The organism is Agrobacterium sp. 5Ca50, from assembly GCF_055381905.1.
Window position 1 is genome coordinate 22,634 of the sequence record NZ_AP026439.1, and the last position, 15,599, is coordinate 38,232.

The window sequence follows — 15,599 nt, forward strand, 5'->3', positions numbered from 1 at the left end:
CCGAAAAATTTATGTTCCGGCGAATCGATTGGTCCGATGGCAGATAAAGCAGATGGCAACTGAACTATCCAAATGGGAAGAACAGGGACTGCGAGGTGAGGCAGTGGGCACGAAACAGGCACCCCGCCATGTGTCGCAATGCCCGGTTGAGGATTGGCTGACGTTTCTCGGACACCGCTGGAGTGCGTTGATCCTCTGGCGTCTCTCCGATCGTGAATTCGGTTTTTCAGAACTCATGGAGACGCTGCCGAAGATTAGCCCGAAAGTCCTGACGGAGCGGCTCGAAGGTTTTGTCGAAAGGGGATTGGTAACCCGGTCCTCCACATCGACCTTTCCCCGCCGGACAACTTATACCCTGACCGATGCAGGACGGGAGATTACGCAGATGCTATCGCGGCTTTACGAGTGGGCGCGCTGAGAAGCCTTTCACGGGCCGTATTTTTCTAGATCGAAAAACTGTTGTTTGGGAACACACATGAAGGGCAAATATTGATGCGGCTTTTGGCATCGCCGGAGCGCTTGCTTTGGTTCTTGCATAAGAGGGATGGGACTCAATGACGACGAGTTGGCCCGTCTCGTTTCGCAATCTCCTGGAGCGATGCAGACAGACACACTGACATCACAATATCCCGTAACTAACGGACGACCTTGAGAAGACGGTCGAGCCGCTCCGCGAGCCTGACCTCCTGATGTTCAAGCCTTCCGTGCGTCTCACAAACTGCCATAACTAAATAACTGGAAATATTGGGATTTAATCTCTTTCCATGATTGTTTGTATGAATAAAGTAATACTTAATTTAAACTTTTCGCAAAATGTACAATTTGCAGGTTCCCGCTTTCAAGGCTGGAGCCGGTAGAACAATCGGATCACGCTCTTGCCCTGCATGATGCAGTTGCCAACAGCATTGCCGCTTGTCGCCCGATGAGTGGGCCCACCTACCTGCAATGTCTTATCATGTGCTCACAAACTGCCCCCGTAGGGCCGGTTTCGAGGCCGTCTGGCTTGAGGTCTATATGTCGTTTTTGAAAAATGCCAAGATACAAACAAAAGTCGTTTTTGTAATTGCTTTGATGAGTATCGTTTCGTTGTCTGGCCTGGGTTATGTCAGCCTGCAATACAAACACACTGATAATAATTATAGTGAGTTCATCGCCAATAACGGTGTTGCAGCGGTCTTGAACGCCAGAACCAGCGGTAACCTCAATGCCTTGGGCATGCAGGTTCTCCGTGCCACTCTCAATGAAGCTGGCAGCAGCGATTTTGAAAACGCCGTCAAGACGTTCCGTGGTGACAGCAAGCAGCTTGAAGAACGCCAGAACACGATCGTAAAGCTTATTCCATCGCGCGCCGATGCGGCGCGTGACATTCTTAACGGCGTTGCAGAGGTACAGGCTGTCGGAGAACGCACTATTGCACTGATGCAGGCAGGACAAACTGCAGATGCTCAGAAGATGGCGCTGGAGCTCCTCAAGAAGCTGGGCGAAGTTTCGCCAAAAATCAGTGCCGGTAACGAGCAACTCATAGAGAGAATGGTCAAGGGTAGCGACGAGCTTACTGCAAATACCAACAGTACGATTTTCAAGAGCATTACCGGCATTGTCATTCTGTCCTGTCTGCTGATTGCACTTGGCCTTTACGTCTCGTCGCGTGGCATCACGATGCCGATTGCCCGTCTTCGCGAACGGATGGCTTCGCTGGCAAATGGCGACACGGCCGCAGGCGTTGACGGCATGGACCGCAAGGATGAAGTCGGCCAGATGGCCGCTGCCGTACAGGTCTTCCGTGAAGGTGCCATTGAGCGCATTCGCCTTGAGAATGAAACGGAAGCCAATCGTTCGCTGTCTGAAAAAGAGCGAATTGAACGCGCCAAGCAGAAAGAACAGGAAGAGCGAGACGTGCAGTTTGCGGTCGATAATCTGGCCACAGCTCTTTCTAAGATCGCGCATGGCGATGTCACCTACAGGATTGCACAGCCTTTCGTTGGCAATCTTGACGGTATTCGTGGCGACTTCAACAAAGCTGCAGAACAGCTGCAGACGACGCTCAACCAGGTTGCCCAGAATGCGCGCGGTATCGATGCTGGCGCAAATGAAATCAAGTCCGCCGCTGATGACCTGGCCAGAAGAACAGAACAGCAGGCGGCTGCTGTTGAGCAGAGCGCTGCAGCACTAGAAGAAATCACGACGACGGTTCAGGACTCGACAAAACGTGCGCAGGAAGCAGGCCAGCTCGTCAGCCGCACAAAGGTTGGCGCCGAGAAGTCTGGCGAGGTGGTTCAGAAGGCCGTCGCGGCTATGGAGCAGATCGCAAAATCTGCAGGAGAAATTTCCAACATCATCGGCGTCATCGACGAAATCGCTTTCCAAACCAATCTGTTGGCGCTGAACGCCGGTGTAGAAGCCGCGCGTGCCGGTGAAGCCGGTAAGGGCTTTGCGGTTGTTGCGCAGGAAGTGCGTGAACTGGCGCAGCGTTCTGCGGGTGCTGCAAAGGAAATCAAGAACCTCATCACAACCTCAAACAGCCAAGTACAGCAGGGCGTGCAGTTGGTTGGCGAGACCGGCAATGCATTGTCGGTAATTGTTGCTGAAGTGCAGGAGATTAACCGCCACGTTGCTGCGATTGCAGAATCCTCTCAGGAACAGTCATCCGGTTTGCAACAGATCAACACCGCTATTAACCAGATGGATCAGGACACGCAGAAAAACGCTGCGATGGTCGAAGAAAGCACGGCTGCAAGCCACGGACTTGCACGCGAGGCGCTGTCGCTCAACCAGCTGCTGTCCAGGTTCACGCTGTCTGACAATGGATATGGCTCTGCTTCTCCCAACGTTCGCCCGGCATCCCCAGTCGATAAACCGGCGGCCTCTCCGGCGCGTGCGCTTGGTGGCAAAGTTCGGGCTGCATTTGCAGGCAATGCTGCGCTGAAGACCTCTCCCGATAGCTGGGAAGAGTTTTGATTGTCGTACAGCCTTAGCGGTTGACGAATCTTGATGACAACTCCACCCCACCCGGCGTGTCCGGGTGGGGTGGTTTTGTTTTAAGCCTGTGCGGTTTCATTTGCACGCGACCCATATCGGACCTTATGAGTTCGATATAACCGTCAGTTTGCCGTGCATAGGAAAGAATATTCTCGGCTTTGTCGGGTTTTGTGGTTTCGAAAAGACGAAAATGTCGATCATCGCCGTTATCACGATAGTTTTTTTTCGACGTTGATGTTGCAGCGCAGCAAAAAGTAAGATTTTCTTATTGTTCTTCTCCTAGCATTTTGGCTTGGAACATAGCGACCAAATCTGGTCACCAGCGCGCATGATGTGCGCCGCCTTTTCAGGCGGTTTCCTTTTTTCTTCCTCACATGCCTGACGCCAAACGCTTAGTCCCTCTGCCCCGCACCGAGGTTTTTTCCGATGCTCCAAAATTTAAAAATCAAAACCAAATTTCTTATGGCGATCGCCATTCTCAGCCTCATTTCACTTGCTGGTCTGATGCACCTGACTTTGAAGTTTTCCGAGGCCAACACGGCCTATTTCGGCTTTCTCCAGCATGAAAGCCTTGGTGCAAACTACGGTCCCCGTGGCGCAGCAGGAACCTGGACCGCGACGACTTGGCTCACGCGTGCGCTGGCTCAAAATCCAGCATCGCCCGCCTTCAAGGACTTTTCCGAGCGTTTTACTAAGGAACTTGCTGGCGCGCGTGGGCGCCTTGCGCAGGTGGCAGACCTCGTGCCGTCTCGTAGAGAGGCGATGAACGAAATCCTCGTTCTGGTCGACAATTTGAAATCGATTGGTGATCAGGTGCTGAAAGCCCATGCGGAGGGGAACTCTGCAGAGGTCGAAAAACTTTCCGCGATGCTCGACAAAGCCGTGATTGACCTGTCACCGAAATTCGGTGCCAACAATGTCGTTATGGCCGAAGCTTTGACCAAAGGTGGCGAAGAACTATCGAATTCAGTGTCACAAACAATCCTTTACACGACTTGCGCCTTGTTGGCCGGCATCGCAATCGCGATTGCAACCAGCCTCGCCATTGCTCAAAAAGGTATCACCGCGCCGATGGCACGGTTGCGTGAACGCATGGCGTCTTTGGCCGCCGGTGATGTTCGTTCAGACATCGACGGCCTCGTACGAAAGGATGAAATCGGCCAAATGGCCGAAGCCGTTGCAGTCTTTCGTGATAATGCCCTTGAACGGGCCCGCCTTGAACTGCAAGCCGATGAAAACCGCAGTCTGTCGGAGAAGGAGCGCGTTGAACGGGAAGAACAGCGTGCCCGCGAAGCATCCGAGGTCAAGTTTGCCGTTGAAAACCTTGCTAAAGGCCTCAGCAATCTCGCCGACGGCAATGTCGTCTATCGCATCGAACAGCCTTTCACATCTGTGCTGGATGGAGTTCGCGGCGACTTCAATGCGTCAGCAAGCAAGTTGCAGCTGGCGCTGGAACAGGTTGCTGAGAATGCCAGCAGCATTGAGGCCGGTTCGTCTGAAATCAGATCTGCCGCCGACGATCTTGCCAAACGGACTGAACAGCAGGCCGCTTCCGTCGAAGAAACAGCTGCAGCCCTTGAACAGATCACAACGACCGTCAAAGATGCGGCCAGCCGTGCCCATGAAGCCGGGTTGCTGGTCAGCCGGACACGGGCCGGTGCTGAAAAGTCAGGCACCGTTGTACAAAATGCCGTTGCCGCCATGGAGCAGATCGAAAAGTCTTCGGGCGAGATCAGCAATATCATCGGCGTCATCGATGACATTGCTTTCCAGACCAACCTGTTGGCACTGAACGCAGGTGTTGAAGCAGCACGCGCTGGCGAAGCCGGCAAGGGCTTTGCTGTTGTTGCACAGGAAGTGCGCGAATTGGCGCAGCGTTCCGCAAACGCGGCCAAGGAAATCAAGGCTTTGATCAACAACTCAAACCAGCAGGTACAGAACGGGGTTGAACTTGTCGGCGCAACCGGTACAGCCTTGAAAACGATTGTCGCTGAGGTGCAGGAGATCAACCGCCACGTCAACGCAATCGTTGAATCGGCACAGGAACAGTCCTCCGGATTGCAGCAGATCAACACTGCGGTAAACCAGATGGATCAGGACACCCAGAAGAATGCGGCGATGGTAGAGGAATCCACCGCAGCCAGCCACGGCCTTGCCCGTGATGCTGCATCGCTGAATGCGCTTCTGGCGCAGTTCAAACTGTCTGGCCGTTCTCAATATGCTGCTGTTCGTCCAGCACAAGCGCGCGACGTTCCAGCGGCATCACCAGCACGTAATCTTGCACGCAAGGTGGCGTCAGCCTTCTCCGGCAATGCGGCACTCAGCACGGCGTCCGATAGCTGGGAAGAGTTTTGATCTTCCCATGAGATAGGTAATGCTTTGAAAGAACTGCATCCCCGTCACTGCGTGTTACGAAATGATGGGGATGCACAGCTGCGACATTCGCTTTTCCAGCATCGTGTGCGGAGGCCGGTACCACATGCAATTCGATGACGAAAATTTTATTCATCATTCCAAAAAAATGCCACCAATCATGAAGCATCAGCTGTGGCTGAACGAACCGCGATTCATGCAGTAAAATCAAATAGAAAATATGTGTAGAATACTCATGTTTTTTTAGCGGGGGGCTAAACGCGCATGTTTCAGCGTCGTCTCGCATGGTTGCAATCCCATTTGACCTTGACTAAGCCCTGTGGCGCGGGTGCTGCAAACGCATAAGCCGTCCAGCGTCTCAGGCGAAATTGACATGTGCAGTAGTGTTTGGCTTTACAGATTTGAAGGGCGCGGGAGGCTGATTTGTCCGCAGCCCTGAATGCAATTTTCCAGTCTCGCCGACGCTCCCTGATCTGGGCGGTCATGAAGATCGTTGGTGATCCACAGATCGCTGAGGATGTCGCGCAGGAAGCCTATCTGCGTGCCCGGCGGGCGATAGAAAACGGCTCAATAGACCATATTGAAGCATTCCTTCACCAGACCGCGCGCAACTTGGCTCTTGATCACCAGCGCCATCGCAAAATGCGCTCGACCTATGAAGCCGATGGTGTGAGCGACGATTTTCTGCAGACCATTCCTGACAATGTGCCGTCGATTGAGGCGGCAATATTGGATAGGGAGCGTTTTCATGCGCTGCAAAAGGCGCTGAGTGAATTGCCTGAGCGAACGCAGACCGTGATGAGACTGAGCAGGATCGAAGAGTGGTCCAACCGAAAGATCGCCGAACATCTCGATATTTCAGAGCGAACCGTTTTCAATGACCTCAAGCTTGCCATGGCCCATTGCCGCGAAACGCTTGCCCGCTTTGACAGTCGATAACTCCCCGGTTTTGAAAACGGGATAACTTTCTTTGCTGAATTTCAGCGCGTCGAGCGTCTCATATATAAAAGGCGCGAAAACAGCATCAATTGGACGGCTTGAGTGGCACCACAGGACGACGATCAGGATATGAACCAGAGCGGCTTCGAACACGATAATCCCATCGTGGATGACGCTTTGGAGTGGTTTGCCCGCCTGCGCAACACAACACCTGATCCGGCGACCCAAGCTGCCTTTGAACGTTGGATTGCGACGAGCCCGCTTCACGCGCAGCATTATCGCGAACTTGAAGAGATGTGGGGAGCGCCCGCATTCAAAAAGGCAGTACAGAGCCTTCCGGCAACACCCGTGCCGCAGCTGGAGGTCAAAACAAAAAACCTTGGCTGGACGCGCCGTTTTGCTGCCATGGCGGCCGCCGCTGTGATGGCCATCGGTATATGGCAATATCCGGTGATGATGTTGCGGTGGGAGGCTGATTACCTCACCACCGTTGGCGACAGGTCTAGCGTGACGCTGCCGGATGGATCGGTGATGACGCTGGATACCGCGTCTGCGGTTGCCGTCGATTTTGCTGATGGAAAGCGCAATATCAAGCTGTTGCAGGGAGAGGCGTTTTTTGACGTTAAGCCAGATCCGGCCCATCCATTTCGCGTAGTGGCAAGTTACAGTGAAGTCGAAGTGAGGGGCACGGCGTTTTCGGTGCGTCGCGACGATGAGGCCGACCGTGTGGTACTGGAACACGGGCTTGTCGAGGTTCGCCGTGTCGGCAATCAGCCAGAGAAAGCCAATCTTCGCCCCGGCGAGATGATTTTTGCCAGTGGAGCATCGCTTTCGGCCATCTCTCCGGCCGATCTATCAACTGCGCTTGCATGGCGCGATGGCCGCCTTATTTTTGAAGACCAACCCTTCTCCCGCGTGCTCAGTGAATTGCAGCGTTACTACAGAGGTACGGTCGTTATGGTCGATAAACGTCACGACCAGTTGGCTGTGACCGGTAACTATCGTCTCGACAATGTTGAGGCTGCAATCCAGACACTCGCGGATGCAGCAGGTGTCTCCATGACGCGTCTGCCGGGCGGGATCATAATCCTTCGTTAAATTCTCAACTATTTTTTCCGACTCGCCACACCTCGTTCGTCAAAGAATACGAAGGCCCATGCCAACATGATGTGAGCAGGGCCCTTTGGAATTGATGAGAAGGGTTTGGGAATGGGGCATAAGAATTTTGAAGGCGGCGTTGCAAAGACCGCTGGCAGACAGCAAAGCCGTTTGCGCGTGGTGTCGCTGCTGATGGCATCCACTGTTCTGGGATTTGTTTTTACCGGCACGACCACGTTTGCACAGGCTCAACAGAATGCCGCGCTGGTTGCCGATCATGCCGTCAAGTTCTCCATTCCTGCACAGCCTCTGTCATCCGCCATCAATGCCTTTATCCGCCAGACCGGCTGGCAGATCAGCTACTCTTCCGCGCTGGTCAACGGCAAAACCTCGACTGCTGTTGCTGGCAGCTACACGCCATCGCAGGCTTTGCAGCAGCTTGTTGCCGGTACCGGCGTCAGCATCCGTTTGAGTGGAGCAAATTCTGCAGCGTTGATTGTCGGCGACAGTGCTGCGACTGGTCCCGTCGATGCGAGTGGTTCAATACTGCTTGATCCGATCACGATCGTCGGCAAGACAGGGCGCATAGCAACGCTTGGCGTATTGGCCGACGAGGATGCCAATTATCGCAACGCCGGCAGCAGCGCGTTTCTAAGTGAACAGAAGGTTCAGCGGTTTCGCGGATCGTCGGTTGGCGATTTTATCAAGGGAACGCCGGGTGTTCTGACCGGGGATAACCGCAACAGCGGTGCTGTCGACGTGAACGTTCGCGGTATGCAGGGGTTTGGCCGTGTTCCCGTGGTTGTTGATGGCACCACGCAGCAGAACACGGTTTACCGCGGTTATTCTGGCGTCGCCTCACGCAACTATGTTGATCCCGACATGATTGGTGGCGTTGTTATCGAAAAAGGTCCCTCTGCCAGCGTCTATGGTGTTGGCGCAACCGGCGGCCTTGTACGCATGGAAACCATCAATGCAGACGATATTATCAAGGGTGATAAAAACTGGGGTATTCGGGTGCGTGGTGGCTTGATGAGCAATACGACCACACCGCCAGCCGTTGGCACGCCGGGTGGTTATCCGCCCTTGGCAAAGTCCCGCTTCATTACCGGTTGCAACTACACCCCCTGCGCCGTCGATACTATTCCTGATGACTTGCTCTCGGGCAGCCCCTACGGTTTGGACCGCCCTGCTTTTCTTACCCCGACCACCGGCAATGGTAGTGTCGCAATTGCCGGACGCAATGACATGTTCGAGGTCGTCGGCGCCTATGCAAGACGCAAGAACGGTAACTATTTTGCCGGAACGCGGGGCAGGACACCCGTCCTGAAAAAATCCTATGACACGATTATTCGTCCGGGACGAAGTGGCACTCCGGACCGGATTACAGACTATACGGTTTTCTCTCTAAATGGCCTGAACCGCTATAGAGGCGGTGAGGAGGTTCTCAATACCTCTCAGGATAACACGTCCTATATGCTGAAGTCGAAACTGGAATTGGACGGCGGCCACACCTTTGATATGAGCTACATGCGGTATCACAGCATGTTTGGTGAAATGATGCCGTCGGTGATCATCCGTTTTGATGGCGCAACGCAGGCACCTCTCAGTGAGGTTTCCGTCAACACATACCGTGCCGGGTACAAATGGAACCCGGAAGAAAACGATCTGATCGATCTCAAAGCTAACCTCTGGATGACAGACACCGACACCAAGATTGTTACGCCTTATGCCTTCAGCTTTCCTTTCGGCGGAACATTGGAGTTGCCGCAGGCCTATTGGGATATCGCCAAACGCTACGGTTTCGACGTCGTCAACACATCTGAGATCGACACGGACTGGGGCGAAGTCGGTGTGTCAGTTGGCGGATCCTTTGTGTATGAGACCATTGAACCGCCATCCGGTCATGTGAATATTGATTCCAATGGATTGCTCGCCTCGCGTGACGGATGGCGCAAGGAAGCCAGTGCATTTACTGCCGTCGATTGGAAACCCACCGATTGGCTGAAGTTCGATGGTGCGATCCGTTACACGTGGACGCAGTCTTATGACAACAACACCAATTATGGTTCCACCCTGCATAACGAAGAGAAAAACAGCGGCTGGGCGCCGATGATCGGCGCAACGCTCGAGCCGTGGGACGGCATCCAGTTTTACACGAAATATTCGGAAGCGATCCGTTCGCCGAGCCTGTTTGAATCGACCACCGGGTTTTCATTCAATACCAACCCGCTGGTTGGCGTAAGACCGGAGCATTCACGCAACACGGAAATCGGTATCAATGTTCTTCAGGAGGATGTTCTGCTTGGCGGGGATAAGGTGCGGTTCAAGGCGTCCTATTTCAACAATAATGTGAAGGACTATCTGTCCCGTACAAACTACCCGGATGTGTCCGTCAAGAACATCGATAGCGCTTTGTTTCGCGGTTACGAGGCGTCGATCGGTTATGACGTCGGGTGGGGCTACTTCGATATCGGTGGCACGGTTTACGACAAGACCGAGTTTTGTGCTGAAGAGTTGAATCTTGGCGTAAATTGCCGATCTTCCGGCATTCAGAACGGTTATGCCCAGCTGCATTTGCCGCCTCGCAAAAGCGCTTCGCTGACAGCCGGTGTCCGGCTAATGGAAGAGGCTCTGGAAGCTGGTGGACGTGTGACTTTTGTTGGCGACCGGGGAACCATGACCAACAATGACACCGGTGGTTATACGACCGTTGTCAATTGGTCGAAATACACACTGCTTGATCTGTTCGCGAGCTATAAGGTCAATGACAGTGTCAATATCGACCTCGCCGTCGATAATGTTACCGACGTTTACTACATGGACGCATTGACGCTTGGTCTTATGCCGTCTCCGGGACGTACGTTCCGTGTTAACATGACGGCAAAGTTTTGATCTCACCGTTTTGAATGAGGTGCAAGGCGTTGGCCTGACACTCGGGATTGGTGGGTCTGACCTCGAATAAACTTTTGCAAGCATGCGGCCTGAATGTTCAGGCCGCATCTTCACACCGATCAAGTCTCGTTGTCGTGTACGCCTTGGATCATTTCGTCGGTGACACGCAGTTCCGCGCCAACCGGCGTCATCGCGGTTGTTGCTGCAAATGGCGCAACATGGTTCGATTCGGGGCGGACACCACGTCTCCAAAAGAAGAATGATATCAGGCCGACGTTGAGAACAGCCAGTGACCAGAACAGGCCGGACGCGCCGAAATGGTTCATGACGGGCGAAATGGCGATTGGACTGATTGCCGAACCAAGGGAGTTTATCAGCAACAGACCCTGAATGATTGGCACCAGCGATTCTGATGAGGCGCGGTCGGCCGCAAAGCTGACCGATACCGGATAGATGGCAAACACGCCGCCGCCGAACAGGAACATGGTGATCATGAGTGTCGTCGATGTATGTGGCAGCAACAAAATGGCAGCACACAACAACAGGCAAATGAATGCCAGTGTGATCAGCACGATACGTCTGTCCTGCCGGTCAGACCAGCGTCCCACTGGATATTGCAGCACCATAGCGCCTAGGATGACGCTGGCCATCATGTGACCGACCTCTTCAACCTGCAGGCCAGTATGTTGCAGATAAAGCGGCAGAAGCGAATATATTGCCGCAATTGCGACACCAGAACCAAAGCAGCCGATAACGCCACTCGGCGACATCTGAAACAGTCGGGATGGTTTGAGTGCTTCCACCCGTTCTACTGTTGGTGTTATGCGCGGCAAGATCACAATTGGCAGGACCGAGAGTGAGGCAAGCATCGCTGCGGTGATGAACGGTGCAGTTTCTCCCAGGCCTGCAACGGATCCAAGCAGCACCTGACTGAGAGCGCCAGCGCCATAAAATGAAATCATGTACAAAGCCAGCAGACGGCCGCGTACACTCTGGTCGGCGGCAAGCAACAGCCAGCTTTCAATGACAAGAAAAATACCAACTGTCGTCCAGCCATACACCAGACGCGCGAGGATCCAGACGGTCCAGTCCGGGGACAGTGCCTGCATCAGGATGCTAACGACGCCCAGCGATGCAAAACTGCTATAGGCGCGAATGTGACCTATCCGCACGATCAGTCGGTCGTGGAACAGAGCGCCGATCGTGAGGCCGATAAAATAAGCTGAAGAAACAATGCCAACCATGTTGGCGGATGCGCCGCTGGCGTCAAGCCGCAGGGTGGTAAGCGATGACAGGAAGCCATTTCCGACACTTAGAATAAAAAGGCCGAGTAGCGGAGCCAACACCTTTGCCAGGAGTTGCATAGACATGAGTATCTCATTTCAGGGGGGAGGATATGGGAAGGCTGATGAGTACCTGCAAACATTGGCATTCATCGGGTTTTACACAGATCAAGCTGGACATTGCCGGAAACAGGTAACGACATATTGGTCGTAAATACTGATGTTTTTACAAAGGGATAATCCAGTCTGACGGAACCGTTTCAGCGTCGTTGCTGAACCAGTCCGAATAATCAAATTCGGCGGCAATCTCGTCTTATTGGGACCAAATTGGAATGCCGGAAACGACAAATTACTGTCCAATTTGCGACATCGCTGAAAATAGAGTTTTTGGCTGAAGCGGCTGCTTGGTTTCGTTGGTCTGCAGCGCTAACCCCCAACCTCCTGTCACGCAGGAGTGGTGGATCTCAGGTAAATCATCACCTCGTATCATATATGATGCATCATGCTTGACGCATGATATTTTTCTTCGTATGTTTTTTTCACTGAACGGCAGGGGCCACAGTGGAGGAGCTGGCTCGGGCGCCGCCGGAAATGGCGGAGGTCGGGGCGTGCCTCGTAACGACAAAAGCGAGATATGTTTATGCAGAACACCGAACTGGGGCCGGAGCTGATTGCCCGTCTCGAGGAGCGGGCGAAATTCGTCCGACTGGAGACCATTCGGCTTATCAGCATCGCCAAGGTCGGACACTATTCGTCCGTCTTTTCATGCGCCGAGATTTTCTCTTCACTCTATTATGACGTGATGAATATTCGGCGTGGAGAGCCGAAATGGGCTGATCGTGATCGTTTCCTGATGGGCAAGGGCCATGCGGCGGTTGGTCTGTTTCCCATTCTCGCTGATCTTGATTTCTTTCCCGTAGAATGGCTGGACGACTATACGCGTCTTGGCAGCCCTTTGGGTGACCATCCCGACATGCGCAAGGTGCCGGGTGTCGACTTCAGCTCGGGTTCTATCGGCCATGCGCTATCCAATGGTGTTGGCATGGCGCATGGCGCGCGGATCCAGAAGCAGAATTTCGACGTCTTTGTCTTGCTGGGTGACGGCGAGATGCAGGAAGGCCAAGTATGGGAAGCGGCATTGAACGCGTCCAGCCACGGCCTGTCCAACGTCATCGCCATCGTTGACCGCAACGGCTATCAGCTGGATGGCAAGGTGGACGATGTCATTGCAATCGAGCCACTGGATGAAAAGTGGCGTGCTTTCGGTTGGGAAGTGCATGTGGTCGATGGCCACGACATTGTTGAGCTCACCGAAAAACTCCGTGAGGTCAAGGCCGACCGCGAGCGTACCAAGCCATGCTGCATCATTGCCAAGACGCTGAAAGGCAAGGGCATTGATTACATGGAAACGGAGCCTGGCTGGCATCTTGGTTGGCTTGCCCCGGATGATGAAGAGCGCGCGCGCCAGACCATTCTAGATGGAGTCCAATAATGAACGCCCCACAGAACCCACAATCCTGGCAATATCGCGATCTCAACAAGAAGGCGCCGTCGCTTTCCGTGCTGTCCGATGCGCTGATTGAACTTGTCGAAGCTGGCCATCCCATTGCTGCAGGCACTGCCGACCTTCAGCACTCCAACGGCCTTTTTGCCTTCGCGGAACGTTACCCCGATCGTTTTGTTCAGTTCGGTATTTCCGAACAAAACATGGTGTCTGCCGCCGCTGGTATGGCGACGACCGGGCTTATTCCCTATGTCGCAACCTTCGCGTCTTTCATCGGTCTGCTGACATGCGAACAGATTCGCATGGATGTGGCCTACTGCGCGCAGCCGGTGCGGCTGATCGGGCATCATACCGGCATTTCCATGGGCTTTTACGGCACGTCCCACCATGCCACGGAAGACATTTCCACCATGCGGGCCATCGCGGATCTAACGCTTATCTCACCCTCTGATGGTCAGCAGTACAAGCAGCTTTTGCTGGAATCTGCTGTATACAAGGAACCGATCTATTTCAGAACCCATCGTGGTCACGATCCGGTTGTTTATGACGACACGGAAAAATTCCAGATCGGCAAGGCGAAGGTTCATGCTATCGGCAAGGACCTCACCATCATTGCCTGCGGCATGCCGGTACATGGCGCGAAAGCGGCCATGCAGGCGCTTAACGCCAAGGGTTACTCCGTCGGTTTGATCGATATGCACACCATCAAGCCGCTCGATGTTGAGGCGGTTCTTGAGGCGGCCAAAGCCTCCAAAGTCGTCCTGACGGTGGAAGAGCACAATATTCTTGGTGGTCTGGGTTCCGCGGTCGCTGAAGTGATGGCGGAAAACCCGGGTGCGGCTCGATTGGTGCGTCACGGTATCATGGATGAATACAGCCTGATTGCCCCGCCAACCCATCTTTACCGCCACTACAAACTTGATGCGGCCGGTATTGAAGACGTGGCATCACGTCTGGTCTGATCTCCCGTGGTCCGTAAAAACGGGCTTGAAAAAATGGCGGTCTCTTGGGAGATCGCCATTTTTGTTGTGACAATAGAAACGTTTAGCTCCCGATGCCACCCAGGCAGATATATTTTAGCTCCATGTAGTCATCCATGCCGTATTTCGAACCTTCGCGGCCGGTGCCGGATTGTTTAATGCCACCAAACGGTGCGACTTCGGTGGATACCAGCCCGGTGTTGACGCCGACGATGCCGTATTCAAGTGCTTCTGCCACCTTGAAGACACGCGACAGATCACGAGCATAAAAATAGGCGGCTAACCCGAATATTGTGTCATTGGCCATCTCGATGACTTCGTCGACATCGCTAAACCGGAAAACCGGAGCGAGCGGTCCGAATGTTTCTTCGCGTGCAACAGCCATGCCCTGATGAACGTCGCGCAGGACGGTTGGTTGGAAGAAACACCCACCACGCTCATCGGGTTTGCCGCCCACAACCAGTGTGGCGCCTTTTGAGAGGGCGTCGGCTATATGCTCCTCGACTTTGGCCACAGCTGCCTTGTCGATCAGCGGGCCGAGTTTGATGTCTTCTTGCAGGCCGTCGCCGATTTTCAGATTTGCCACGGCTTTCGCTAATTTCTCGACAAATGCGTCGTAGATGCTGTCATGGGCATAGATGCGGTTGGTGCATACACAGGTTTGCCCGGCATTGCGGAATTTCGAAAGGATTGCGCCTTCGACGGCCTCATCGATATCGGCATCGTCAAAAACGATGAATGGTGCGTTGCCGCCAAGTTCAAGGCTCAGTTTCTTGATCTGGTCCGAGGCCTGACGCATCAGGATGCGACCAACTTCCGTGGACCCGGTGAAGCTCAGTTTCCTGACCTTTTCATTCTCGCAGAATTCGGCGCCGATTGCTGAACTTGAGGCGGAGGTCAGTACAGAAAATACGCCGGTCGGGACGCCGGCACGCTCTGCGAGGACCGCCAGTGCCAATGCTGAAAGTGGTGTCTGTTTTGCCGGCTTGGAGATGAATGTGCATCCTGCCGCCAGCGCAGGAGCAGCCTTTCTGGCAATCATGGCGATTGGGAAATTCCACGGGGTTATCGAGCCAACCACGCCGACCGGTTGTTTGATGACCATGATGCGTTTGTCATCGGCGTGGCCCGGGATCATGTCGCCATAAGCACGTTTTGCTTCCTCGGCAAACCATTCGACATAGGCCGCGCCATAGGCAACTTCGCCGCGCGCTTCAGCCAGTGGTTTGCCCATTTCCGTGGTGAGGATGATCGCCAGATCTTCTTGATTGGCCATTATCAGTTCAAACCACTTGCGCAGTATCTTGGAGCGCGCACCGGCGGTCAGGGCTGCCCATTTCTTTTGGGCAACATATGCCGCGTCGATTGCTCGCGCTGTCTCCGCGCGACCCATGTCGGGCACTGTGGCAATTTCCTTGCCCGTTGCGGGATTATCGACAGCCAGTGTGCGACCGCTGTCAGCTATTGCCCACTGGCCAGCGATGAACGCCTTGTCTGCAAGCAGGCTCGGATCAGTGAGCCGGGAACGAAGATCATGTGTCACGGGAT

At 54.0% G+C, this 15,599-nt stretch carries 10 protein-coding genes; 8 read left to right on the forward strand and 2 right to left on the reverse strand.

The genetic code is table 11. From position 1 onward, the window contains the following. The first annotated feature begins 52 nt into the window (after positions 1-52). The 6 genes from ACZ5FM_RS17820 to ACZ5FM_RS17845 all read left to right on the forward strand — a co-directional run bounded on the left by ACZ5FM_RS17820 (position 53) and on the right by ACZ5FM_RS17845 (position 10,284). Entirely contained in the window at positions 53-418 is a 366-nt protein-coding gene (locus ACZ5FM_RS17820; protein WP_250985014.1) for a winged helix-turn-helix transcriptional regulator, read from the forward strand. Positions 419-1,014: 596 nt separating this feature from the next. Continuing rightward, positions 1,015-2,958, forward strand: a complete 1,944-nt coding sequence (locus ACZ5FM_RS17825) for a methyl-accepting chemotaxis protein (RefSeq protein ID WP_464040795.1) — start codon at positions 1,015-1,017, stop codon at positions 2,956-2,958. A gap of 447 nt (positions 2,959-3,405) precedes the next feature. After that, the gene (locus ACZ5FM_RS17830) at positions 3,406-5,334 is read left to right on the forward strand and encodes a methyl-accepting chemotaxis protein (protein WP_464040796.1); all 1,929 of its coding nucleotides are present in this window, start codon (positions 3,406-3,408) and stop codon (positions 5,332-5,334) included. Positions 5,335-5,775: 441 nt separating this feature from the next. Continuing rightward, positions 5,776-6,291: an RNA polymerase sigma factor gene (locus ACZ5FM_RS17835; RefSeq protein WP_464040797.1), complete on the forward strand. Its 516-nt coding sequence runs from the start codon at positions 5,776-5,778 to the stop codon at positions 6,289-6,291. A 102-nt stretch (positions 6,292-6,393) separates the two neighbouring features. Continuing rightward, positions 6,394-7,389, forward strand: coding sequence for a FecR family protein (locus ACZ5FM_RS17840; protein ID WP_464040798.1), 996 nt, complete (start codon positions 6,394-6,396; stop codon positions 7,387-7,389). Positions 7,390-7,500: 111 nt separating this feature from the next. Next, on the forward strand, positions 7,501-10,284 hold the full coding sequence (locus tag ACZ5FM_RS17845) for a TonB-dependent receptor (RefSeq protein WP_464040799.1): 2,784 nt from the start codon (positions 7,501-7,503) through the stop codon (positions 10,282-10,284). Positions 10,285-10,403: 119 nt separating this feature from the next. Here the strand turns inward: ACZ5FM_RS17845 and ACZ5FM_RS17850 are convergent, their stop codons facing one another. Then, entirely contained in the window at positions 10,404-11,654 is a 1,251-nt protein-coding gene (locus tag ACZ5FM_RS17850; protein ID WP_464040800.1) for an MFS transporter, read from the reverse strand. 553 nt (positions 11,655-12,207) lie between these two features. Between ACZ5FM_RS17850 and ACZ5FM_RS17855 the strand changes: the two genes are divergently transcribed. Together ACZ5FM_RS17855 and ACZ5FM_RS17860 are read left to right on the forward strand one after the other, a co-directional pair. Continuing rightward, positions 12,208-13,059: a transketolase gene (locus ACZ5FM_RS17855; RefSeq protein WP_259147215.1), complete on the forward strand. Its 852-nt coding sequence runs from the start codon at positions 12,208-12,210 to the stop codon at positions 13,057-13,059. Further along, positions 13,059-14,033 carry a transketolase family protein gene (locus tag ACZ5FM_RS17860; protein ID WP_464040801.1) on the forward strand — a complete coding sequence of 325 codons (975 nt, stop codon included), beginning with the start codon at positions 13,059-13,061 and terminating at the stop codon, positions 14,031-14,033. The genes ACZ5FM_RS17855 and ACZ5FM_RS17860 overlap by 1 nt, the downstream gene beginning before the upstream one ends. 82 nt (positions 14,034-14,115) lie before the next feature. On the opposite strand, the gene ACZ5FM_RS17865 is transcribed toward ACZ5FM_RS17860, so the two are convergent. Further along, positions 14,116-15,594, reverse strand: a complete 1,479-nt coding sequence (locus tag ACZ5FM_RS17865) for an NAD-dependent succinate-semialdehyde dehydrogenase (protein ID WP_464040802.1) — start codon at positions 15,592-15,594, stop codon at positions 14,116-14,118. Positions 15,595-15,599: the final 5 nt, after the last annotated feature.